Origin of the sequence: Streptococcus sp. 3.1 (assembly GCF_016648915.1) — a bacterium.
GTDB lineage: Bacteria > Bacillota > Bacilli > Lactobacillales > Streptococcaceae > Streptococcus > Streptococcus salivarius_E.
Genome location: NZ_JACLQV010000016.1, coordinates 1 through 24,197, shown reverse-complemented (window position 1 = coordinate 24,197; position 24,197 = coordinate 1). Strand labels below are relative to the sequence as shown.

Annotated in this window: 18 protein-coding genes and 1 pseudogene; 17 read left to right on the top strand and 2 right to left on the bottom strand. The window is 40.1% G+C overall.

Going from position 1 to position 24,197, the window contains the following annotated elements; genetic code table 11:
* Nucleotides 1-25 precede the first annotated feature (25 nt).
* The 5 genes from H7U02_RS08970 (at nucleotide 26) to H7U02_RS08950 (ending at nucleotide 2,973) form a co-directional block, all read left to right on the top strand.
* Nucleotides 26-868 carry a DegV family protein gene (locus H7U02_RS08970; protein WP_021144300.1) on the top strand — a complete coding sequence of 281 codons (843 nt, stop codon included), beginning with the start codon at nucleotides 26-28 and terminating at the stop codon, nucleotides 866-868.
* On the top strand, nucleotides 861-1,736 hold the full coding sequence (locus H7U02_RS08965; protein ID WP_021144299.1) for an SGNH/GDSL hydrolase family protein: 876 nt from the start codon (nucleotides 861-863) through the stop codon (nucleotides 1,734-1,736). Before H7U02_RS08970 ends, H7U02_RS08965 begins: the two co-directional genes overlap by 8 nt.
* Complete coding sequence (locus H7U02_RS08960; protein ID WP_021144298.1) at nucleotides 1,729-2,301, top strand: YpmS family protein; 573 nt, start codon at nucleotides 1,729-1,731, stop codon at nucleotides 2,299-2,301. Before H7U02_RS08965 ends, H7U02_RS08960 begins: the two co-directional genes overlap by 8 nt.
* 136 nt (nucleotides 2,302-2,437) lie before the next feature.
* On the top strand, nucleotides 2,438-2,713 hold the full coding sequence (locus H7U02_RS08955) for an HU family DNA-binding protein (protein ID WP_002884048.1): 276 nt from the start codon (nucleotides 2,438-2,440) through the stop codon (nucleotides 2,711-2,713).
* A gap of 59 nt (nucleotides 2,714-2,772) precedes the next feature.
* Nucleotides 2,773-2,973, top strand: a complete 201-nt coding sequence (locus H7U02_RS08950; RefSeq protein ID WP_110980934.1) for a hypothetical protein — start codon at nucleotides 2,773-2,775, stop codon at nucleotides 2,971-2,973.
* A 62-nt stretch (nucleotides 2,974-3,035) separates the two neighbouring features.
* Here H7U02_RS08950 and H7U02_RS08945 read toward each other — a convergent pair whose 3' ends face one another.
* Nucleotides 3,036-3,971, bottom strand: a complete 936-nt coding sequence (locus H7U02_RS08945; protein WP_037597706.1) for a dihydroorotate oxidase — start codon at nucleotides 3,969-3,971, stop codon at nucleotides 3,036-3,038.
* Between the two features lie 255 nt (nucleotides 3,972-4,226).
* On the opposite strand from H7U02_RS08945, the gene H7U02_RS08940 reads away from it, so the two are divergent.
* On the top strand, nucleotides 4,227-4,919 hold the full coding sequence (locus H7U02_RS08940) for a phosphoglycerate mutase (protein WP_000240128.1): 693 nt from the start codon (nucleotides 4,227-4,229) through the stop codon (nucleotides 4,917-4,919).
* Nucleotides 4,920-5,015: 96 nt separating this feature from the next.
* Here the strand turns inward: H7U02_RS08940 and H7U02_RS08935 are convergent, their stop codons facing one another.
* Nucleotides 5,016-5,345 carry a winged helix-turn-helix transcriptional regulator gene (locus H7U02_RS08935; protein WP_201043213.1) on the bottom strand — a complete coding sequence of 110 codons (330 nt, stop codon included), beginning with the start codon at nucleotides 5,343-5,345 and terminating at the stop codon, nucleotides 5,016-5,018.
* Nucleotides 5,346-5,490: 145 nt separating this feature from the next.
* Between H7U02_RS08935 and H7U02_RS08930 the strand changes: the two genes are divergently transcribed.
* The 11 genes and pseudogenes from H7U02_RS08930 to H7U02_RS08880 form a co-directional block, all read left to right on the top strand.
* Complete coding sequence (locus tag H7U02_RS08930) at nucleotides 5,491-5,880, top strand: nuclear transport factor 2 family protein (RefSeq protein WP_201043212.1); 390 nt, start codon at nucleotides 5,491-5,493, stop codon at nucleotides 5,878-5,880.
* Nucleotides 5,881-5,919: 39 nt separating this feature from the next.
* A pseudogene (locus tag H7U02_RS08925) lies at nucleotides 5,920-6,243 on the top strand (2,3-bisphosphoglycerate-dependent phosphoglycerate mutase); the annotation flags it as partial.
* Between the two features lie 346 nt (nucleotides 6,244-6,589).
* Nucleotides 6,590-8,146, top strand: a complete 1,557-nt coding sequence (locus H7U02_RS08920; protein ID WP_110980933.1) for a 2-isopropylmalate synthase — start codon at nucleotides 6,590-6,592, stop codon at nucleotides 8,144-8,146.
* 18 nt (nucleotides 8,147-8,164) lie between these two features.
* A complete protein-coding gene (gene leuB / locus H7U02_RS08915) occupies nucleotides 8,165-9,202 on the top strand; it encodes a 3-isopropylmalate dehydrogenase (RefSeq protein ID WP_002890787.1) in 1,038 nt (345 codons plus the stop codon).
* A 4-nt stretch (nucleotides 9,203-9,206) separates the two neighbouring features.
* Entirely contained in the window at nucleotides 9,207-9,488 is a 282-nt protein-coding gene (locus tag H7U02_RS08910; protein ID WP_125411889.1) for a DUF1294 domain-containing protein, read from the top strand.
* A gap of 30 nt (nucleotides 9,489-9,518) precedes the next feature.
* Complete coding sequence (leuC, locus tag H7U02_RS08905; RefSeq protein WP_110980931.1) at nucleotides 9,519-10,910, top strand: 3-isopropylmalate dehydratase large subunit; 1,392 nt, start codon at nucleotides 9,519-9,521, stop codon at nucleotides 10,908-10,910.
* Between the two features lie 11 nt (nucleotides 10,911-10,921).
* The gene (gene leuD, locus H7U02_RS08900) at nucleotides 10,922-11,512 is read left to right on the top strand and encodes a 3-isopropylmalate dehydratase small subunit (protein WP_002890790.1); all 591 of its coding nucleotides are present in this window, start codon (nucleotides 10,922-10,924) and stop codon (nucleotides 11,510-11,512) included.
* A gap of 168 nt (nucleotides 11,513-11,680) precedes the next feature.
* Nucleotides 11,681-14,791: a DNA polymerase III subunit alpha gene (locus H7U02_RS08895; protein WP_110980930.1), complete on the top strand. Its 3,111-nt coding sequence runs from the start codon at nucleotides 11,681-11,683 to the stop codon at nucleotides 14,789-14,791.
* A 91-nt stretch (nucleotides 14,792-14,882) separates the two neighbouring features.
* Nucleotides 14,883-15,902, top strand: coding sequence for a 6-phosphofructokinase (pfkA, locus tag H7U02_RS08890; protein ID WP_013990713.1), 1,020 nt, complete (start codon nucleotides 14,883-14,885; stop codon nucleotides 15,900-15,902).
* Between the two features lie 69 nt (nucleotides 15,903-15,971).
* The gene (gene pyk, locus H7U02_RS08885) at nucleotides 15,972-17,474 is read left to right on the top strand and encodes a pyruvate kinase (protein WP_002890793.1); all 1,503 of its coding nucleotides are present in this window, start codon (nucleotides 15,972-15,974) and stop codon (nucleotides 17,472-17,474) included.
* Nucleotides 17,475-18,222: 748 nt separating this feature from the next.
* Nucleotides 18,223-24,197, top strand: a 5,975-nt coding sequence (locus tag H7U02_RS08880) for a CshA/CshB family fibrillar adhesin-related protein (protein WP_201043211.1), incomplete at its 3' end; no start/stop codon positions are given.

Here is a 24,197-nt window from a genome sequence, read left to right as displayed (position 1 = left end):
AAAATTTGTGTTAAGCGAGAAAAATATGAGTAAAATCAGAATTGTAACCGATTCGTCAATTACGATTGAACCAGAATTGGTTGAAAAATATAATATCACTGTTGTTCCATTGTCGGTTATGGTGGACGGTGTTATCTATTCAGATAGTGATCTTCGAGAAGAAGGTCGTTTCTTGGATATGATGAAGCATAGTAAAGAGTTACCAAAGACAAGCCAACCACCAGTAGGTTTATTTGCAGAGACATATGAAAAGCTTGTCAAAGAAGGTGCAGAACAGATTGTGGCTATCCACATCATGCACACTCTCTCTGGGACATGTGAAGCCTCACGTCAAGGCGCTAGCCTTTCAGGAGCAGATGTAACCGTCATCGATTCAGGCTTTACAGATCAGTGTCTAAAGTTTCAGGTTGTTGAAGCAGCTAAACTAGCCGAAGCAGGAGCTAGTCTTGATGAGATTGTAGCACGTGTGGAAGAAGTGAAAAGTAAATCTGAACTTCATATCGGTGTGTCTACCCTTGAGAATCTTGTCAAAGGCGGCCGTATTGGACGTGTAACAGGTCTACTATCTTCATTGCTCAATATCCGTGTCATTATGGAGTTGAAAGACTATCAGTTGAATACCATTGCTAAGGGTCGTGGTGCTAAGACGTTCACGAAATGGTTAGATTCTTATATTAATGGTATCAAGGATAAGGACCGCAAAGTGGCAGAAATTGGTATTTCTTATGCAGGGACACCTGATTTTGCACATGAAATGGCTGAAAAACTTGAGGTTTTGGGCGCTCCAATTTCAATCCTTGAGACTGGTTCCATCATTCAAACGCACACTGGTGAAGGCGCCTTTGCCGTAATGGTTCGTTATGAATAAGTGGAAAGAATCAGAATTAGTTAGAAGCCTCGTAGGCTTCTTCTTGCTTTTTCTCTTATTTGTCGGCCTCTTCATTTTTATCGTTCCTAGTACGAATCAGTCATCAAAAATTGCAGAAAAGATTAAATCTATCAAAAATGAAAAGGTCACCTATGTTGCTATCGGTGATTCCCTTACGCAAGGTGTAGGTGATAGTAGTAATCAAGGGGGCTTCGTTCCTGTTTTGTCTCAGGCCTTAGAGTCAGATTTTGACTGGCAAGTGACTTCTCGCAACTATGGTATCGCAGGAAATACGAGCAATCAAATTCTCAAGAGAATGCAAGAAAAGAAGGATATTCAAAGAGATCTCAAAAAGGCTAAAGTGATGACTCTTACAGTTGGAGGTAATGATGTGATCCATGTCATTAAGGACAATATCACTAATCTTAATGTAGACACCTTCACTAAGCCTGCTCAGGCCTATCAAAAGAGATTAGGACAGATTATTGAGCTAGCTCGTAAGGATAATAAAACATTGCCAATTTATATTGTTGGTATTTACAATCCTTTTTATCTTAATTTTCCAGAGATGACAGAAATGCAAACCATTGTAGATAATTGGAACCAATCTACTGAAGAAGTGTGCAAGAAGTACGATAATGTCTATTTTGTTCCTGTAAATGATTTGCTTTATAAGGGAATTGACGGTAAGGGCGGTGTTACAAGCTCTGGCGATTCGTCTCAATCTAGTAACTCTTCTCAAGATAGCCTGAATGATGCTCTTTTTGAGGATGATCATTTTCATCCAAATAATACAGGTTATCAAATTATGTCAGATGCCATTTTGAAGCGTATTAACCAAACAAAGAAGGAGTGGTCAGGTGAGTAAGATATGGAAGTGGTTATTTTTAGGACTCTTGGCCTTTAATCTAGCCTTAGTAAGTGTTGTGGCCTATAGAATCATGACTCCAGTGGAGACGACGAGTTCTGTACCCCTACCTAAGGGAGCAACTAAAATTGGTAAGTATAGTATGACAAGGGAGGAGCTTGACGCTGCTCTTACGGGCTTTGCCCAAGATTATTCGACCGATAAGATGCGTTTCAAGGTCAAGGTTACCAATTCTAAAATTGTTTTCGAAAGTAGTTATAAGGTTTTAGGTCACCCTGTCCCTCTTTATGTCTACTTTACGCCGGTTGTTAGTGAATCAGGAGCAATTGTACTTCATGTTTCTGAGCTTTCGGCTGGAACCTTGAAACTGCCTGTTTCGGATGCCCTTAAGATGATTAAACGTTCAACTAACCTTCCTGATTACATCGTCATCGATAGTAAGAAGGGAAAGGTTACCCTAAATATTCAGTCTATGAAGAATGAGAAGGGGATTACAGCACGTGCTCAAAGCCTTGATTTGGTTAATGACCGTATCGAATTTGACATCTATAAGACAATAAATTAAAAAGCCTTTACTTTTTGCAAAAAAGCGATTAAATTAGCGTTTATTACTTGACCTCATAGGTCTTTTAGGATAAGATAATACTTGTTCAAGCGCTAAAAAAACTATTCGCTTAGAAATAAATTGGAGGATTGTTACAATGGCTAACAAACAAGATTTGATCGCTAAAGTTGCAGAAGCAACTGAGCTTACTAAAAAAGATTCAGCAGCAGCTGTAGATGCAGTTTTCGCTTCTATCGAAGAATTTCTTGCTGCAGGTGAAAAAGTACAATTGATCGGTTTCGGTAACTTTGAAGTACGCGAACGCGCTGCTCGTCAAGGTCGTAACCCACAAACTGGTGAAGCTATCTCAATCGCAGCTTCTAAAGTTCCTGCATTTAAAGCTGGTAAAGCTCTTAAAGACGCAGTTAAATAATGTAAAAACCCCTAAGATTTTAGGGGTTTTGATTTATACGAAATAAGTTAAGGAAATCTATGAAAACCATAACAGTGGTAGTGATTTTTCTTTTGGTTTTTACTGTTATTAAACTATCAGGTATTGTTGCTATTAGCAAACTGATGAAGCCAAGTGAAGAACAAATTGAAGAAGCGCGTCAGAAACGTCTTCAAGCTGAAAAAGAGGGCAAGGACCCTTTTGAAGATTGGGATGAACGCGATGATGATGGTCTTGTCTAATAAGAGAATCTTCATCAAATAACAAAAAAAGTTTGGAAGATTTTCCAAACTTTTTTTATAGACTAGTCGATGTAGTGAAGTTTTCCTCGGAAGTCTTCAAGAGTTTCGTAACCTTTTTCTTCCATGATTTCTTTAAGTTCTTTAGTAATACGGTCAAAAATAGCGACACCTTCTTTTTGAAGGGCAGTACCAACTTGTACCATACTTGCGCCACAAAGGATGTGTTCAAAAGCATCACGACCAGATTTTACACCACCAGTACCAATAATTTGGATTTCAGGTTTCAAACGTTGGTAGAAAGCATGAACGTTTGCCAAGGCAGTAGGTTTGATGTAGTCACCACCTATACCACCAAAACCATTCTTAGGTTTGATGACAACAGACTCATCTTCAATGTAAAGGCCATTACCAATTGAGTTCACACAGTTAACAAAGACAAGTGGGAATTGGTTGAAAACGGCAGCAGCTTGGTCAAAGTGGACAATATCAAAGTATGGTGGTAATTTCACACCAAGAGGTTTCGTAAAGTAAGAAAAGACTTCAGTTAGGATCTCGGTTGTTGTTTCAAAATCGTAAGCGATTTGAGGTTTACCCGGAACGTTAGGACATGAAAGGTTGAGTTCAACCAGCCCTTCATAGTCACTTTCTTGAACTTTTTTAAGAATGGTGTGTGTTTCCTCAGGTGAAAGACCAACGAGAGAAAGAAAATGATTTTTTGTATTGGGTTGCTTTTGTAATTCAATGACATAGTCAAGGTAGTATTCGAAACCGTTATTTGGCAATCCCATTGAGTTGATTGACCCAAGAGGTACATTCACATAACGTGGTTCAGGATTACCGGGACGGGCTTCAAGTGTTCCTGTTTTTGTGACAAATGAACCTGCAGCTGAAGCATCAACCTCTGCCAATTCTTCCTTAGTCATGCAATGAACACCAGCGGCATTCATAAGACAGTTATCAAACGTAAACTGACCAACTTTTGTAGCAGTAGAAACCATAAGATCCTCCTTAAAGATCACAAAGTAAAATGTTACTATTTCATCTCATTTTAGCATGAAAAGGGGCCTAAAACAAGGAAATATTGGACGGGCTAGAGCCTCTAAAACGAAATTCTGATATCGTCTCTTTTTGCCAAGACAAGAAGCAATAGAATTTTACAGAATTTTTTGGATTTTGCTAGCTTTTTCAAGGTTTTTTGGGTAGAATAGATACAGTAAATGGGTTTAACCCAAAATAAAAAGGAGACATAACTAATGGTAAAATTGGTTTTCGCTCGCCACGGTGAGTCTGAATGGAACAAAGCTAACCTTTTCACAGGTTGGGCTGACGTAGATCTTTCTGAAAAAGGTACTCAACAAGCTATCGACGCTGGTAAATTGATTAAAGAAGCTGGTATCGAATTTGACCAAGCATACACTTCAGTATTGAAACGTGCGATCAAAACAACTAACTTGGCTCTTGAAGCATCTGACCAACTTTGGGTTCCAGTTGAAAAATCATGGCGCTTGAACGAACGTCACTACGGTGGTTTGACTGGTAAAAACAAAGCAGAAGCTGCTGAGCAATTTGGTGATGAGCAAGTTCACATCTGGCGTCGTTCATACGATGTATTGCCTCCAGCAATGGATCGTGATGATGAGCACTCAGCACACACTGACCGTCGTTACGCTTCACTTGATGACTCAGTAATTCCAGATGCTGAAAACTTGAAAGTGACTTTGGAACGTGCCCTTCCATTCTGGGAAGATAAAATCGCTCCAGCTCTTAAAGATGGTAAAAACGTATTCGTAGGTGCACACGGTAACTCAATCCGTGCCCTTGTAAAACACATCAAACAATTGTCAGATGACGAAATCATGGATGTTGAAATTCCAAACTTCCCACCATTGGTATTCGAATTTGACGAAAAATTGAACGTTGTTTCTGAATACTACCTCGGAAAATAATTATAAAAGATAAAAGGCGGGATTTATTCCGCCTTTTTTTGAGAAGTGACTCTCGGTTCGTCTCACTTTGTAAGGTGAGATGAACCAAGGAGATAATTAGTCTAGAGTTTCGATATACTCCAGTCCCCAACTTTCAATGGCATCTAGGACACCTTGAAATTTTCTACCCATTTCAGTTAGACTGTATTCGACCCGTGGGGGAACTTCAGCATAGACTTTACGCTCCACGATTTTATCCTTCTCGAGCTGTCTGAGGTGTCGTGTTAGAATGGTTTGGGTAATGCCAGGAATTAGACGTTGTAGTTCGTTAAAACGCTTAGTCCCCGTACTGAGTTGATAGATGATGACTAGAGCCCATTTGCCTGTTAGTACACGCTGCGTCGTGGCAAAAGGACAAATTCCGTATTCACTGACTTCGGTTACCATAATTCCTCCAAATTTTTTAAAATTATTCTCTTATTTGACAATAATAGTATCGTATTTGATACTAGATAACAATAAAGTGCCTACTTGTCTTTTTGTTAGTAAGTGATAATATTATATCATAAATAAAAGAAACGAGGAGTAACTCATGTCAGTAAATTTAGAAATTTTCAATGCATATAACAATGGTCTTATAACAGGTGATTTTCCAGCTGTTTTTGAGACTATGGCAGATGATATCATCTGGCACCAGCCAGGTCAGCATAGTAATTCCGGTACTGTTGTTGGAAAAGAAGCACTTGGAGCACACTTGGCTCAATTTTCAGAAAAAACAAACGGTACCTTCAAAGTATTGACTAACTGGGTGTCTGAAAATATTGACCTTGTAGCAGCTAATGTGACCTTTGTCGGAACTCGCCCAGACGGCGAGGAACTCAACATGAATGGTATTGATCTTTTTCGCATGGATGAAGGAAAGATCAAGGAAGTTTGGCTCTTTTCATCAGATCAAGCAGTAGAAGATGCTTTCTGGGGTTAGACAGTAAATTAATCTATAATCTGAAATGAAATTTGATTTATGGATCGTGATGATGAGCACTCAGCACACACTGATTGTCGTTACGCTTCACTTGATGACTCAGTAATTCCAGATGCTGAAAACTTGAAAGTTACTTTGGAACGTGCCCTTCCATTCTGGGAAGATAAAATCGCTCCAGCTCTTAAAGATGGTAAAAACGTATTCGTAGGTGCACACGGTAACTCAATCCGTGCCCTTGTAAAACACATCAAACAATTGTCAGATGACGAAATCATGGATGTTGAAATTCCAAACTTCCCACCATTGGTATTCGAATTTGACGAAAAATTGAACGTTGTTTCTGAATACTACCTTGGAAAATAAGCTGAGATAGGTAGTTATCATTAACAAATAAAAAGTTGACTTTGGTCAGCTTTTTTGTTTTCTTGAAAATAAATGTAAATAGTGGTCAGAAAAGTCAGTCAATTCAGTAATTTTTCCTTGACTTTCAACTTGGAAAGATGTATCATATTAACCAAGATACATCGAAAGGAAATGAGTCAAATGACATTCGCAACTACAACTGTTTTGCTATTGCGTAATGAGGGCTAGTGCAAAAGCATTAGTCCTGTTTGGCTTACCAAGCGGGAGGGAAAAACATCTCGCTTGGGTTTCCGAGTGAGATGTTTTTTTACTACTATCGTTTTTACTTTTAGAAAGAGGATTGTCTATGCGTAAAGTTGAATTTTTTGATACAAGTCTTCGTGATGGGGAACAAACACCTGGAGTTAACTTCTCAATCAAAGAAAAAGTTGCTATTGCTAAGCAACTTGAAAAATGGGGAATTTCTGTAATTGAAGCAGGTTTTCCTGCAGCTAGCCCAGATTCATTTGAGGCAGTAAAACAAATTGCAGAAGCTATGACAACAACTTCTGTTACCGGCTTGGCTCGCTCAGTAAAATCTGATATTGATGCTTGTTATGAGGCTTTGAAAGATGCCAAGTATCCACAAATTCATGTCTTTATCGCAACAAGTCCGATTCACCGTGAGTTTAAATTGAAGAAATCAAAAGAAGAAATTCTTGAAGCTGTAAAAGAGCATGTGACTTATGCGCGTGAACGTTTCGATGTTGTTGAGTTTTCACCAGAGGATGCTACTCGTACTGAGCTTGATTTCTTGACTGAAGTTGTTCAAACAGCGGTTGATGCTGGTGCATCATATATTAATATTCCAGATACAGTAGGATTTACGACTCCAGAAGAGTTTGCACGTATTTTTGATCATTTGACTGAAAATATTAAATCAGACCATAAAGTTGTTTTTGGTGTTCACTGTCACGATGACCTCGGTATGGCAACTGCAAATACTTTGACAGCAATTAAACACGGTGCTGGACGTGTACAGGGAACTGTTAATGGTATCGGTGAACGTGCGGGTAATGTTGCTCTTGAAGAAGTAGCTGTTGCCTTGAAAATTCGTGAAGACTTTTTCCAAGCAACAAGTGATATTGTTCTTAATGAAACAATGAATACTTCAGAGCTTGTTTCTCGCTTCTCTGGAATTCCTGTTCCTAAAAATAAAGCTGTTGTTGGTGGAAATGCCTTCTCTCATGAATCAGGTATCCACCAAGATGGTGTTCTTAAGAACCCACAAACTTATGAAATTTTCACACCAGAATTGGTAGGTGTGAAGAGTAACAGTCTTCCTCTTGGTAAATTGTCAGGACGTCATGCCTTTGTTGAAAAATTGAAAGAACTTGAGCTTGACTTTGTGGAAGAAGATATCAAACCACTCTTTGCCAAATTTAAAGTCTTGGCTGGGAAAAAACATGATATTACTGATGCAGATATTCGTGCACTTGTTGCTGGTACAAGTGTAGATAATCCAGAAGGTTTCCACTTCGAAGATCTTCGTTTGACTACTAATGTTGATGAAACAATCACTGCTACAGTAAGCTTGGCTAATGAAGATGGTGAATCTGTTGAATTTTTGGCAAATGGCCAAGGGTCAGTTGAAGCTATCTTCAATGCTATTGACAAATTCTTCAACCAAACAGTTCGCTTGACTTCTTATAATATTGACGCAGTAACTGATGGTATTGATGCGCAAGCGCGTGTACTTGTAACTGTAGAAAATGTAGATACAGATACTATTTTCAATGCATCTGGTTTGGACTTTGATGTCTTGAAAGCATCAGCAATTGCCTATATCAATGCTAATACATTGGTTCAAAAAGAAAATGCTGGTGAGATGGCACGTAAGGTTTCTTATCGTGACCTTCCATAAGCCGAAGAGGAGTTAAACATGACAAAGAAAATTGTAACACTTTCAGGTGATGGAATTGGACCTGAGATTATGGCAGCAGGTCTTGAAGTTCTTGAAAAAGTAGCTTCAAAAATTGGATTTGATTACGACATCGATGCTAAACCATTTGGTGGTGCTGGCATTGATGCCGAGGGTCATCCACTTCCTAAGTCAACTTTGGATGCTGCTAAATCAGCAGATGCTATCCTCTTGGCTGCAATTGGTGGACCTAAATATGACAATGCGCCAGTTCGTCCTGAACAAGGACTTTTGGCCATTCGTAAGGAGTTGAATCTCTTTGCTAATATCCGTCCTGTCCGCATCTTTGATGCTTTGAAACACTTGTCACCTCTTAAACCTGAGCGTATTGAGGGCGTAGACTTCGTCGTTGTTCGTGAGCTCACAGGTGGTATTTATTTTGGTGAGCACATTTTGGAAGAAGATAAGGCTCGCGATATCAATGATTATTCAGCAGATGAGATTCGTCGTATCATGCGTCGTGCCTTCAAGATTGCTCAAGGTCGTGGCAAAAAGGTCACTAGCATTGATAAACAAAATGTTTTGGCAACTTCTAAATTGTGGCGTAAGGTTGCTGATGAAGTTTCTTTGGAGTTTCCAGATGTCACCCTTGAACATCAGCTCGTTGATAGTGCCGCAATGATTATGATTACCAACCCAGCTCGTTTTGATGTGGTTGTGACAGAAAACCTTTTTGGTGATATCTTGTCTGATGAATCAAGTGTCCTTCCAGGAACTTTAGGTGTTATGCCATCTGCCAGTCACTCTGAAAATGGTCCAAGTCTTTATGAACCAATCCATGGTTCAGCACCAGATATCGCTGGTCAAGGTATTGCCAATCCAATTTCAATGATTTTGTCAGTAGCTATGATGTTACGTGAAAGTTTCAATGAAACTGAAGGGGCAGAATTGATTGAAAATGCTGTTGATAAGACCTTGAATCAAGGCATCTTGACACGTGATTTGGGTGGTCAGGCTTCGACTGCTGAAATGACAGCAGCTATTATTGGCAATCTCTAAACTCATGACACTGAAATTAGTGTTACTAAGTGTTTTGTTGGTGTGGAATCTAGTCGTCTTATCCGTTTATGGCCTTGATAAACATAAGGCTATCCGACATAAGAGACGGATTTCTGAGAAGGCATTATTATTACAGACACTGATCTTTGGTGGTATTGGTGCCTTTCTAGGTGGGAGACTTTTTAGACATAAAATTAACAAATGGTACTTTAAGCTTTGCTGGCTTATAGGAATTGTTATAGATGTCTTTCTTTTATACCTTATTCTAACAAGACTTTCGGATTAGCTAATCCTTAGATTATAATTGGAGTATTTTATGAGCGGAAAATCAATTTTTGATAAACTTTGGGAACGCCACGTCGTTACTGGAAACGAGGGCGAACCACAATTAATGTATGTGGATCAGCATTATATTCACGAGGTTACAAGTCCACAGGCCTTTCAAGGACTTCGTGATGCTGGACGTAAAGTTCGTCGCCCAGATTTAACTTTTGGTACGACAGACCACAACGTCCCTACGGTTGATATTTTTAACATTCGTGACCTTATTTCTAAAAACCAAATTGATACTTTGGCGAAAAACGTTGAGGAATTTGGTATTGATGCGGCTACCCACGGTACTGCTCGTCAGGGGATTGTCCACATGGTTGGTCCTGAAACAGGTCGTAGTCAACCAGGAAAATTTGTCGTTTGTGGAGATAGTCATACGGCTACTCATGGTGCCTTTGGTGCTATTGCCTTTGGTATTGGTACATCTGAGGTAGAACATGTCTTTGCGACACAATGTTTGTGGCAAGTGAAACCGAAGAAAATGAAGGTTGAATTTGTTGGTAAACCACAGCCAGGTGTTTATTCAAAAGACTTTATTCTTGCACTCATTGCACGCTATGGCGTTGATGCTGGTGTAGGATACGCAGTTGAATATTGTGGTGAAGCTATCGATGCTCTTTCAATGGATGAACGCATGACCATCTGTAACATGTCTATTGAATTTGGTGCTAAGATGGGTCTTATGAATCCAGACCAAAAAACTTATGATTATGTTGAGGGGCGTCCATGCGCACCTAAGGGTGAGAAATTCGAAGAAGCAGTAGCCGACTGGAAAACTTTGGTTTCAGATCCAGATGCTGAATATGATAAAGTGATTACTATTGATGTTTCAGAATTGGCACCTATGGTTACATGGGGAACTAACCCTGAAATGGGTGTTGAGTTTGATCAACCATTCCCAGAAATCAAGGACTTTAATGATGAACGTGCCTACGAGTATATGGACGTTAAGCCTGGTGAATATGCTAAAGATATTGATCTTGGCTATGTCTTCATTGGTTCTTGTACTAACGCACGTCTTAGCGACCTTGAGTTAGCCGCTAAATTCGTTAAAGGAAAACATATCTCATCGACATTGACAGCTATTGTTGTTCCAGGTTCGCGTCCAGTTAAGAAAGAAGCTGAACGTCTTGGTTTGGATAAAATTTTCATGGATGCAGGATTTGAATGGCGTGATCCAGGTTGTTCAATGTGTCTTGGTATGAACCCAGACCATGTTCCAGAAGGTGTGCACTGTGCATCTACAAGTAACCGTAACTTCGAGGGACGTCAAGGATATGGTGCTCGTACTCACCTTTGTAGTCCAGCAATGGCAGCAGCTGCAGCAATCGCTGGTAAATTTGTAGATGTCCGCGATATGCCAGAAGTTCAAGCATAAGGGAGAAGATAATGGAAAAATTTACTGTCTATACAGGGAAATCAGTACCTTTGATGAATGATAATATCGATACGGACCAACTCATTCCCAAACAATTCTTGAAAGCTGTTGATAAAAAAGGTTTCGGTAAGAATTTGATGTTTGAATGGCGTTACCTTAATGATGATTACGATGAAAATCCTGATTTCGTCTTCAATAAACCTGAGTATCGCGATGCGACCATTTTGGTTACTGGTGATAACTTTGGTTCGGGGTCATCTCGTGAACACGCTGCATGGGCATTGGAAGACTACGGTTTCCGTTGTGTTATTGCTGGATCATTTTCAGATATTCACTATAACAATGAATTGAAGAATGGTATGTTGCCAATCGTTCAACCCTTGGAAGTCCGTCAAAAATTGGCTGCTCTTCCTGCAGGTGAGGAAATTACGATTGACCTTCCAAATCAAGTGATTAAATCTTCAGCAGGAGAGTTTCCATTTGATATTGATCATGAGTGGAAACGTAAATTGGTTGAAGGGCTTGACGATATTGGAATCACTCTTCAATATGAAGATTTGATTGCTGCCTATGAAAAACAACGCCCATCATATTGGCAATAAGAAACAATGATGTGTTTGTAAAATAATAATGAGGACTTAAAAGAATGGGATAAGGACAATGTTTAAGGTGTTGTTCTATCTCATTCTTTTTGTTTGAAACAGTTAACATGGTAGAGGCGTTTTTACAAGGAGCGTATGCTATAATAGAAGGATAGAAAGGAGGCCTTCATGTTTGCACAATTGGATACAAAATCTGTCTATAGTTTCATGGATAGTGTTGTAGATTTGACCACCTACATTAAGCGTGCCAAAGAGCTTGGCTATCAAGCCCTTGGTTTGATGGATCGTGACAATCTCTATGCTGCTTATCATTTTGCTCAGTTTGCAAGTAGCAAGGGTTTACGTCCTTTGATTGGTATGGAAGCTAATCTATTTTACGAGGGAAGAAAAATTCCTTTTCGTCTATTAGCAAAAAATAATCAGGGCTATAAAAATTTGATGAAGTTGGCAACAGAGCTCTCCTCAGGGCAACGCGAGTTTACAGCTTTTTCGGACTATCTGAATGCTATTGCCCTCATCCTTCCGAGTGAAGACTGGGAGCCAGGGATGACTCTTGGTTCAGAGGTTTTTATTGGGGTAAGGCCAGAAGATGCTGGTAAAGAGTTTGATTATCCTGTAATTCCTTTACATACAGTGCGTTATTTTGAGAATGTAGATCGCTCGACGATTCAGATGTTACACGCCATCTCACAAAACGTTTCCTTGTCAGAGGCCTCTATTTGTCCTATGAATCAGCTTCTTTTCTCGCCTCAAGAAATGGAAAGTGCATATAGTGATATTCCAGAGGCTTTGAACAATTTGGAGCAACTTGTTTCAGACATTACTTATCAATTTGATACGGATTTGAAGCTTCCCCGTTTTAATCGTGATATGCCAGCAGTTGACCAATTACGTCAATTAGCCCAATCTGGATTAGAAACAAAAAAGTTAAGCGAAGCAGTTTATCAGGAACGTTTAGACAAAGAATTGTCTATCATTCATCAGATGGGATTTGATGATTATTTCTTGATTGTCTGGGACTTATTACGCTTTGGGCGTAGCCGTGGTTATTATATGGGAATGGGACGTGGGTCTGCTGCAGGAAGCTTGGTGGCCTATGTCCTTGATATTACTGGAATTGATCCCGTTAAAAATGACTTGCTTTTTGAGCGTTTTCTAAATGAAGAACGTTATAGCATGCCTGATATAGATATCGACTTGCCTGATATCTATCGAAGCGAGTTTCTTCATTATGTTAGGGACCGTTATGGTAGTAAGCACTCTGCTCAGATTGTTACTTTTTCAACTTTTGGGGCCAAACAGGCTATCCGAGATGTTTTTAAACGTTTCGGAGCCAAGGAATTTGAACTGTCACAACTTAGTAAAAAGATTTCTTTTCGTGACACCTTGATCTCTGTCTATGAGAAGAATATGTCATTTAGACAGTTGATTAATCAAAGACAAGAATTTCAGAGGGCTTTTGAGATTGCTAAGGCTATTGAAGGCCAGCCAAGACAGACCTCAATCCATGCTGCTGGTATAGTGATGAGTGACGATGACCTAACCAACCATATTCCTCTAAAAGCTGGTGAGGATATGATGGTTACTCAGTACGATGCCTCCGCAGTCGAAGCCAACGGCTTGCTTAAGATGGATTTCTTGGGTCTCCGTAATTTGACCTTTGTTCAAAAAATGAAGGAGAAACTTGAAGAAGAGCAGGGAGTCGCTATAGATATCAAATCAATTGATTTGGAAGATCCACAGACCCTAGCTCTTTTTGCCAAGGGGAAAACTAAAGGAATATTTCAGTTTGAGCAGGCGGGTGCTATTAACCTTCTTAAACGGATTAAACCCGCTAAGTTCGAAGAAGTGGTAGCGACAACCTCTCTTAACCGACCTGGAGCTAGCGATTATACAGATAATTTCATCGCTCGTAAGTATGGTAAGGAAAAAGTAGATTTGATTGATCCAGTAGTTGCACCAATTCTTGAGCCTACGTATGGCATCATGCTTTATCAGGAGCAGGTTATGCAGATTGCCCAAGTATTTGCAGGCTTTACACTCGGAAAAGCCGATTTGCTTCGTCGGGCAATGTCGAAAAAAGATGCCAATGAAATGTCCAAGATGTCCGAAGAGTTCATGAAGGGAAGTCGTCGGTTGGGACGTAACCCACAGATTGCTGAACGACTCTTTAGTATGATGGCTAAGTTTGCAGGTTATGGCTTTAATAGAAGTCATGCCTATGCTTATTCAGCACTAGCCTTTCAATTAGCCTATTTCAAAACGCATTACCCTCAGATTTTCTATGACATCATGTTAAACTATTCGTCTAGTGATTACATTAAGGATGCAATTGAAAATGGCTTTTCTCTAGCCAGACTTGATATTAATAGAATTCCCTATCTGGACAAGATTTCAGATGGAAAGATTATATTAGGTCTTAAGACTATCAAAGGCTTGCCAAGAGATTTTGCCCTTTGGATTATTGAGGATCGCAAACAAAATGGTAAATACATTTCTATAGAAGACTTTTTGACACGTATTCCTAGCAAATATCAGAAAGTCGATAGTCTGACACCTCTTATCCAGATTGGTTTGTTTGATATTTTTGAACCAAATCGTCAGAAAATCATTGGTAATTTAAGCAACCTCTTTACTTTTGTCAATGAGTTAGGAAGTTTGTTTGCAGAGTCATCTTACTCTTGGGTTGATTATGAAGACTATAGCCAGAAGGATCGTTATAATTTAGAACAGGAGTTACTAGGAGTTGGGCTTAGCCCCCATCCTTTACACTTGGCTCAAAAAATGGCCTCTCGTCCCTATCAAGCCATTTCTGATTTGGCTGTTAATACTAAGGCAACGGTTTTGGTTCAGATAGAATCCGTTCGAATTATCAGAACTAAAAAAGGTGATCAGATGGCCTTTCTGAACGTCACTGATGGGATCAATAAACTTGATGTTACCCTATTTCCAGAAACTTATTTCTATCATAAGGATAAATTAAGTGAAGGTGGTCTCTTTTATCTTGATGGACGGACCCAGGAGCGTGATGGACGCATTCAGTTAATCTTGTCAAACATGGAGGAAGCTAGCACGGAGCGTTTTTGGATTTTACTTGAGAATCATGATAAAGACATAGAAGTTTCTCAAATATTAGCTAAGCATCCTGGACACATTCCTGTCATTATCCGTTATCAAGGAAGTAAGGAAACTATCGTTAGTCAAAGATACAGAGTAACTAAGAACGAGGAACTTAATCGGGAATTAGCACCTTATGTGTTGAAAACGGTTTTACGGTAAAAAAACAATAAATCTTTTCAAATTTAAAGCCATTTAGAATTCTTTGTGTTATAATGAAAATGTTAAATATATAAAAGGAGTATCAGGAATAATGAAACGTATTGCTGTTTTGACTAGTGGTGGAGATGCCCCTGGTATGAACGCTGCCGCTCGTGCAGTTGTTCTCAAAGCAATTTCTGAAGGAATTGAAGTCTTCGGTATTAACCGTGGATACGCTGGTATGGTTGAAGGAGATATCTTCCAACTTGATGCAAAAGGCGTAGACAACATCCTCAGCCGTGGTGGAACTTTCCTTCAGTCTGCTCGCTATCCTGAGTTTGCCCAACTTGAGGGTCAACTTAAAGGTATTGAGCAACTTAAAAAACATGGAATCGAAGGTGTAGTAGTTATTGGTGGAGATGGTTCTTACCATGGTGCTATGCGTTTGACTGAACATGGTTTCCCAGCTGTTGGTCTTCCAGGAACTATCGATAACGATATCGTTGGTACAGACTACACAATTGGTTTTGATACTGCTGTTGCAACAGCAACAGAAGCTATCGATAAGATTCAAGACACTGCTTTCAGTCACGGACGTACTTTCGTCGTTGAAGTTATGGGACGTAACGCTGGTGATATCGCTCTTTGGGCTGGTATTGCTTCTGGTGCAGACCAAATTATCGTACCTGAAGAAGAGTATGATATTAATGAAGTTGTACGTAAAGTTAAAGAAGGTTACGAATCAGGTGCTAAAACTCACCATGTAATCGTAGTTGCTGAAGGTGTCATGGGTGCTGAAGAATTTGCAGCTAAAATGAAAGAAGCTGGAGATACTTCAGATCTTCGTGCAACAAACATTGGACACGTGGTTCGTGGTGGTTCACCAACTGCGCGTGACCGTGTTCTTGCTTCATGGATGGGGGCACATGCGGTTGACCTCCTTAAACAAGGTATTGGTGGTGTAGCTGTTGGTATCCACAATGAAGAGCTTGTTGAAAGCCCAATCCTTGGTACAGCAGAAGAAGGAGCTTTGTTCAGTCTTACTGAAGACGGTAAAATTATCGTCAACAATCCTCACAAAGCACGTCTTGACTTTGCAGACCTTAACCGTTCATTGTCTAACTTGAGCTAATCTCAGTTACTTAAATTATTGTTAATCCGTCGCTAATGCGACAAAAAATATAAGGGAGTTTTATTTATCATGAATAAACGTGTAAAAATCGTTGCAACACTTGGTCCTGCGGTTGAAATCCGTGGCGGCAAAAAATTTGGTGAAGATGGTTACTGGGGTGAAAAACTTGACCGTGAAGCATCTGCTAAAAACATTGCTCAATTGATCAAGGAAGGTGCCAACGTTTTCCGTTTCAACTTCTCACATGGTGACCACGCTGAACAAGGTGAACGTATGGATGTCGTTCGTATGGCAGAAGACCTTGCTGGTCAAAAAGTAGGTTTCCTTCTTGATACAAAAGGACCTGAAATCCGTACTGAATTGTTCGAAGGTGATGCTAAAGAGTATGCATACAAAACTGGTGAACAAATTCGTGTTGCTACTAAACAAGGTATCAAATCAACTCGCGACGTTATCGCTTTGAACGTTGCAGGTGCACTTGACGTTTTTGACGATGTAGAAGTTGGTAAACAAGTTCTTGTCGATGATGGTAAACTTGGTCTTCGTGTTGTAGACAAAGATGCTGAAAAACGTGAATTCATCGTTGATGTTGAAAATGATGGTATCATCGCTAAACAAAAAGGTGTAAACATCCCTTACACTAAAATTCCTTTCCCAGCACTTGCTGAACGTGATAACGCTGATATCCGTTTTGGTCTTGAACAAGGTCTTAACTTTATCGCTATCTCATTCGTACGTACTGCAAAAGATGTACAAGAAGTTCGTGCTATCTGTGAAGAAACTGGTAATGGTCACGTTCAATTGTTGGCTAAAATCGAAAACCAACAAGGTATCGATAACATTGATGAAATCATCGAAGCTGCTGACGGTATTATGATTGCTCGTGGTGACATGGGTATCGAAGTACCATTCGAAATGGTTCCAGTTTACCAAAAAATGATCATCACAAAAGTAAACGCTGCTGGTAAAGTTGTTGTTACAGCTACTAACATGCTTGAAACAATGACAGAAAAACCACGTGCAACTCGTTCTGAAGTATCTGACGTATTCAACGCAGTTATCGATGGTACAGATGCTACAATGCTTTCTGGTGAATCTGCAAATGGTAAATACCCAGTTGAATCAGTTCGTACAATGGCTACAATTGATAAAAACGCTCAAACTCTTCTTAAAGAGTATGGTCGTCTTGATTCATCAACATTTGACCGTTCAACTAAGACTGAAGTAGTTGCGTCTGCAGTTAAAGATGCTACTAACTCAATGGATATCAAACTTGTTGTTGCTCTTACTGAATCAGGTAACACTGCTCGTTTGATTTCTAAATACCGTCCAGAAGCTGATATCTTGGCTGTAACATTCGATGAAATTACTCAAAAATCATTGATGCTTAACTGGGGTGTTATTCCAGTAGTTACTGAAAAACCAAGCTCAACTGATGATATGTTTGATGTTGCTGAAAAAGTTGCATTGGAATCAGGTCTTGTAGAATCTGGTGATAACATTGTTATCGTTGCTGGTGTTCCAGTAGGTACAGGTGGTACAAACACTATGCGTATCCGCACAGTAAAATAATTTAAGTAGAACTTAAATTGAAAGAAGGTCTTTAGGATCTTCTTTTTTTGGCTCTATAATCGATTTAGTAGGTTAAACTATTGAAGAGATTATAGAGCTTTTTGCGTAGGTAGGTAAATCAATTGGATAATAATAACAAGTGAAAAAGTGAAGAATATCATACTTATTCCGAATGGTTTAAAGCAAGATGGCTGATTTGGTTTGTATTTTCAACAGATTTAGTTCTAAGTGTCATATGACTTAGAAGGTATTTAGCGAAGAGGGAAATTATCTTTTCAAAGAAATTTTGCTTTTCTTGAAAACAACAGGATAAAAAATGTCGTTAAATAGGCTTCTAAACTATAGTTAAGATGGTTATAAGCTATATTTTTTAGAAGGACTGAGTTGATAACCAACCATTTTTATTTCAATAATGACTTACTAATTTAAAAGTTCTAATGAATTATTAATTCTGAAAATCGATTTTTGAAAAAAATGAAATCATAAGTTTCTTTTTACTGACAATTCTAAAAGTAAATAAATATAAAATATTAATTGAAACGTTTATAAAAATAGTGATATCTATAATCATTCTATTGTTTACATGATTATTTTTAAGTGAACCTTATAAAAAATTTGAAAATAAGAGCATTTCTTTTCACAAATATTAGGAATTTTGTTAAAATATTTAACGATTAGTATTTTTAAATACTTTTAATCTCATTGAGGGGTGAGATACTTAATAGTATAAGTGTGGAGGATTACCAAAGTGGGTAAAGATTTATTTAATGATCGTATAAGTCGATTTTCGATTCGTAAGCTGAATGTAGGGGTTTGCTCCGTTCTTCTTGGAACTCTGGTTATGGTTGGTACTGCTAGTCAAGTATCTGCCGATGAAACAGCTAACCAAGTCCAAGCAGGAGATGTAGCTAGCACTACTTCTACAGTGAGTGATGAGACATCTTCTCAGAATGCTGTTGCTGCTCAAGCTTCGACGGAAGTCGCAAATATTTTATCTAGTACTGAGACTAATAGTCAGTCTCAAACCGTTTCAAATGCTAGCGCAGCTACTTCTGAAACGTCTACAACACAAGCTTCTAGTGAGACAACATCTCAAGCAGCTTCGTCAACGTCAGCAACTACTGCAGCATCTACCACTAGTGTTGCTGGCTCTACAAGTGTAGGCAATACTACGGGAGTTTCAACGACAGCCTCTGTTACATCAGCATCATCTGAGACACCTGCTTCAGAAACAGCATCTGAAGCACAAGGTGTGGACGTTCAAGCAGAAGCTTCTACAACGAATGCTCTTTCAAGTGGTGCCGAAGCGTCTGCTGTAGTGCAACCTGTTGTAACAGCAGAAACTTCTGGTCGCCGTCGTACACGTCGTGCCCTTGGTGATGCCAATGATCCAAACTTGATTGGTGATGATGTAGAAGACGCAACCTCAACTCCAAAAGTTGAAAAACCAGGCTTTACTACAAATGTTGATGCCAAATCAATGGCTAGCCAAATCTCATGGTTGGACTTTGGAGATGTAGCTAACTGGACAGGAACTACTACAGTATTAGTTCCTAAAAGTGAAGTTAAACCAACTGAGAACTTAGAAGAAAAATTGGCTCTTCAAGTTGGGTCTACCTATACCAAGGAAATCATGCCTGGTTATGTAGTTACTGTAAAAGTCAAATCTTTGAAACCTTTCCAAGCGACTGAAATCTATAAGAAACGGATGGAAAATCAAGGGGCTACAGAAGCTGAAAAAGCAACCTATGATCCAAATGCAAAAAATGGTTATGTAAGTGGAGTCACTTCAAATGCTGCTAAGCAAGCTTTTAACAATGGTGAAGAGGCCAAAATCGTCGCTGATGCCCAAAATAATTGGACTGAAATCAGATTTGAGAATATTGATACGAAAACCAAGAAGACTACCATAAGTTCAGCTTTGAATGGTGGAAATATTGGAGTTCAGTTTGAAATCTCTGCAACCTTCCGTGGTAAGACAGTTAAGCCAGCTATTGTTATGGCTGATGGGGAGTCTGCTAACCCAGGTGAATTAGTTATGTTTACTACCAATGGAGAAAGTTGGCAGCATATTGGAGAATGGAAAAAGTTTACCAGACCAAGTACTTCTGTAACATATTCACCACAAGATACTGAAAATCTTTTTGGACCTAATCCTAAATTTAATAATACCAACTTAAACCAACTTCGTAGATCTACTCAAGTTGGACCAGAAAAGAAACCAGTAGCTTGGAAGTATTTTGGAAATCCTGACCAAGTTACAGGTGGTCTAGGAACCGGTATCTTTGGACCAAACATTTCTGAAGGTAATTATACTGTTCCAATCGTTATGACGCGTGGTGCCTCTGAAGTTGGACTTTATGTCGCTTCAGGTGGTAAACAGTCAGCAATGCTAGGATTCTTCCCAATTGATGAAGGGGACGCTCCTGAGTCATACGGAAAAGCTATGCATACCATTGCAACTGTAGATGGTATAACTGGTGCTAAAGTAAATCAACCATATATTGGTAATGTGAGCCCAGATATGGATGAGAATACTGTTCTTGACTGGTTCGGTGATGATAAGGCAACTACGGCCGATGAAGGAATTGACCAATTGCTTCCAGATGAGCTTAAAGGTTCAACCAATGAGATGATCAAGATGGATCGTACACGCCCAGGTAACTACAAGCTGTCAATAGAAGCCCATACAGATGGAGCTTCAGAAGCTTATATCTACGGTTGGATAGACTTTAACCAAAATGGTACCTTTGATGAAGATGAACGCTCTAATCTTGCAAGAATCACAAATGACGGCACCGTTGAGTTGACCTTTGCAAATAGCAAGACTTATATCGACCCTAGCGTTAAAGAACTAGGTGCTCGTGTTCGTATTGCCAAGAAGGCTACCGAGATTGAGAGCCCAACTGGTATGGCCTTCTCAGGGGAAGTGGAAGACTTCAGAACTCAAATTACGCACCCACCAAAAGGGGAATTCAAGGAAACAAGTGGTCTTCAAGGGGCGAAGCAAACTGCAACTGTAACCTTTACAGCACGTGGAGAACACAAGTATGAGCTTAATTCTAGTGCCGTTATTGACGAAACGGTAGAACCATACATCGTTGATAAAGATGGCAACCGTGCAACTCTTGATGCGGACGGTTACTATGTCGTTCCAGGACAAGGTAAGTATAAGATTACTGCCAACGGTAAAGATGTAGACGTTGAATTTATTCCTGAAGATAACTTCCTTGGAACAGCTGATGGTATTTCTATCCGTCGTTCAGATAACAACGGTTATGATACTGGTTGGTCAACAAAATTCCCAGATCAAGAACCAAACATTAATGGTCAGTTGAATACCATGGATGGTCAATACGTTCCAACAGTCACTCCAATTGAAATCGAAGGAGTTGACAAAACTTCGACTGATGTTCAAGGGGCGACTCAAAAAGAAACTCCGACCTTTAACACAACTGAGACTAACTCAAATGGTGACAAGATTGCAATCACTCCAAGTGCAGAATATCCTGCTAAGTTGGTGGATCCTGCCACAGGTCTCACTACTGATGCGCCATCTGTAACAGTTGAAGGGGAAGGAACTTACACCATTAATCCTTCAACGGGTGAAGTAACCTTCATTCCAGATCCAAGCTTTACTGGTACAGCCAAAGGTGTGGATGTTACATTGTCAGCGCCAGTTGGTAGAAACAAAGATGGTAAGATCCAACAGGATTACATCAAGACTGCAACAGCTAAGTACACACCAACAGTCACACCAATCACAGTGACTCCTACAGACAAGGTTTCTGCGGATGTTCAAAACGTTCCTCAAACCCAAACACCAACCTTTGATTTGAGTAATGATAAGACTGCTGAAATCACAAGCAAGAAATTGGTAGATCCAGCAACTGGTCAACCAACTGATGAAACAACAGTGACAGTAGCAGGTGAAGGTAGCTATACTATCGACCCAACGACTGGAGCAGTAACATTTACGCCAGAAAAAGACTTTGTTGGTACTGCAAAAGGAGTAACTGTTCAGGCAACTGCTACTATTACAAATGCTAATGGTAAGACTGCAACCATTACTTCAGATGCGACCTACACACCAACTGTTGTGCCAGCAGTTCCAACTGCAAACCCTGCAACTTCTAAAGATGTTCAAGGTGCAACGCAAACAGGGACACCAACTTTTGCAGGAACAACTGTTCAAGTGAATGGTGAAGATAAAGCTATTACGATCAAAGATAGTAGCTACACACTCTTGGATAAAGAAGGTAACGAAGTTTCAAGCACACCAGCTTATGCCGCTGATGGTACAACTGAAATTGGTACTTACTCAATTGATTCAGCCACTGGTCAAGTAACTTTCACACCGACTGACAAATCATACACTGGTGTGGTAACTCCAGCCAAGGTTCAAGCGGAAAGTTCAAACGGTATCAAGGTGGATACAACATACACACCTGAAATCGTTCCAGTAACACCGACAGCAACACCAGCTGAAACAGAAGATATCCAAGGTGCAACGCAAACTGGTAAACCTGAATTCAAGGGTGGAACTGTAACGGTTGATGGCGTTGAGAAGACTGTTGAAATCAATGAAGATGTTCCAGCGACATTTGACGATGGTTCAACGACTAAGACAGTTGACGGCGTTGGTACTTACACAGTAGCAGCCGACGGTACGGTGACATTTGTTCCTGAGAAATCATTTGTCGGAACTGCACCGGCTGTTACGGTTGTTCGTGAAGACAAGAACGGAACCAAAGCCTCTGCAACTTATACACCAACTGTGACTCCAGTAACTCCAACTGCAACACCAGTTGAAACAACAGATATCCAAGGTGCTACACAAACTGGTAAACCTGTATTTACTGAAGGCGATAGCCGTGTGCCAATGAACGATGATGTTCCAGCAACATTTGATGATGGCTCAACGACTAAGACTGTAGACGGTGTTGGTACCTACACAGTAGCAGCAGACGGTACTGTTACATTTGTTCCAGAACCAAGTTTTACAGGAACAGCACCAGCGGTTACAGTCGTTCGTGAAGACAAGAACGGAACAAAAGCTTCAGCGACTTACACACCATCAGTAACACCAATTACAGTGACTCCTACAGACAAGGTTTCTGCGGATATTCAAAACGTTCCTCAAACTCAAACACCAACCTTTGATTTGAGTAATGATAAGACTGCTGAAATCACAAGCAAGAAATTGGTGGATCCAGCAACTGGTCAACCGACTGATGAAACAACTGTAACAGTAGCAGGAGAAGGTAGCTATACTATCGACCCAACGACTGGAGCAGTAACATTTACGCCAGAAAAAGACTTTGTTGGTACTGCAAAAGGAGTAACTGTTCAGGCAACTGCTACTATTACAAATGCTAATGGTAAGACTGCAACCATTACTTCAGATGCGACCTACACACCAACAGTTGTAGCTGCTGTTCCAACAGCTCAACCAGCTACATCTAAAGATATCCAAGGTGCCACTCAAACAGGCACACCAACCTTCTCAGGAACAACTGTTCAAGTGAATGGTGAAGATAAAGCTATTACGATTAAAGATAATAGCTACACGCTTTTGGATAATGATGGCAATGAAGTGACAAGTACACCAGCTTATGCTGCTGATGGTACAACTGAAATCGGTACTTACTCAATTGATTCAGCTACTGGTCAAGTCACTTTCACACCGACTGATAAATCATACACAGGTGTAGTAACACCGGCCAAGGTTCAAGCTGAAAGCTCAAACGGTATCAAGGTGGACACAACTTACACGCCTGAAATCGTACCGGTAACACCGACAGCAACTCCAGCTGAAACAAAAGATATCCAAGGTGCTACTCAAACTGGTAAACCTGAATTCAAGGGTGGAACAGTAACTGTTGATGGTGTTGAGAAAACAGTAGCTATCAATGAAGATGTTCCAGCGACATTTGACGATGGTTCAACGACTAAGACAGTTGACGGAGTTGGTACTTACACAGTAGCAGCTGACGGTACGGTGACGTTTGTTCCTGAGAAATCATTTGTCGGAACTGCGCCGGCTGTAACGGTTGTTCGTGAAGATAAGAACGGGACCAAAGCCTCTGCGACTTACACCCCAACAGTAACACCAGTTACACCAACAGCGACACCAGTTGAAACAACAGGTAAACAAGGTCAAACCCAAACAGGTAAGCCTGAATTTACTGAAGGTGACAGCCGAGTGCCAATGAACGATGACGTTCCAGCAACCTTCGACGATGGTTCAACTACCAAGACAGTTGATGGCGTTGGCACCTACACAGTAGCAGCCGACGGAACTGTAACTTTTGTTCCAGAGAAATCATTTACTGGAACAGCTCCAGCTGTGACGGTTGTTCGTGAAGATAAGAACGGAACCAAAGCCTCTGCGACTTACACACCAACTGTGACTCCAGTAACTCCAACAGCAACACCAGCTGAATCTACGGGACCTCAAGGTTTGGTTCAAACTGGAACAGTAACCTTCACAGAAGGTGATGAAGTAGCGCCAATTAACAAGGATTCAATTACCCTTCTTGATGAAAATGGTCAGCCAGCAGCATCAGTAGAAGCGAAATCACCAGCAGGTGATGTAATCGGTACCTTCACCGTTGATAAAGAAACAGGTGTTGTGACCTTCACCCCAACAGATAAATCTTATTCAGGTGATGTTGTCCCAGTTAAGGTTCAAGCAGCTGATACAAATGGTACAACAGTAGA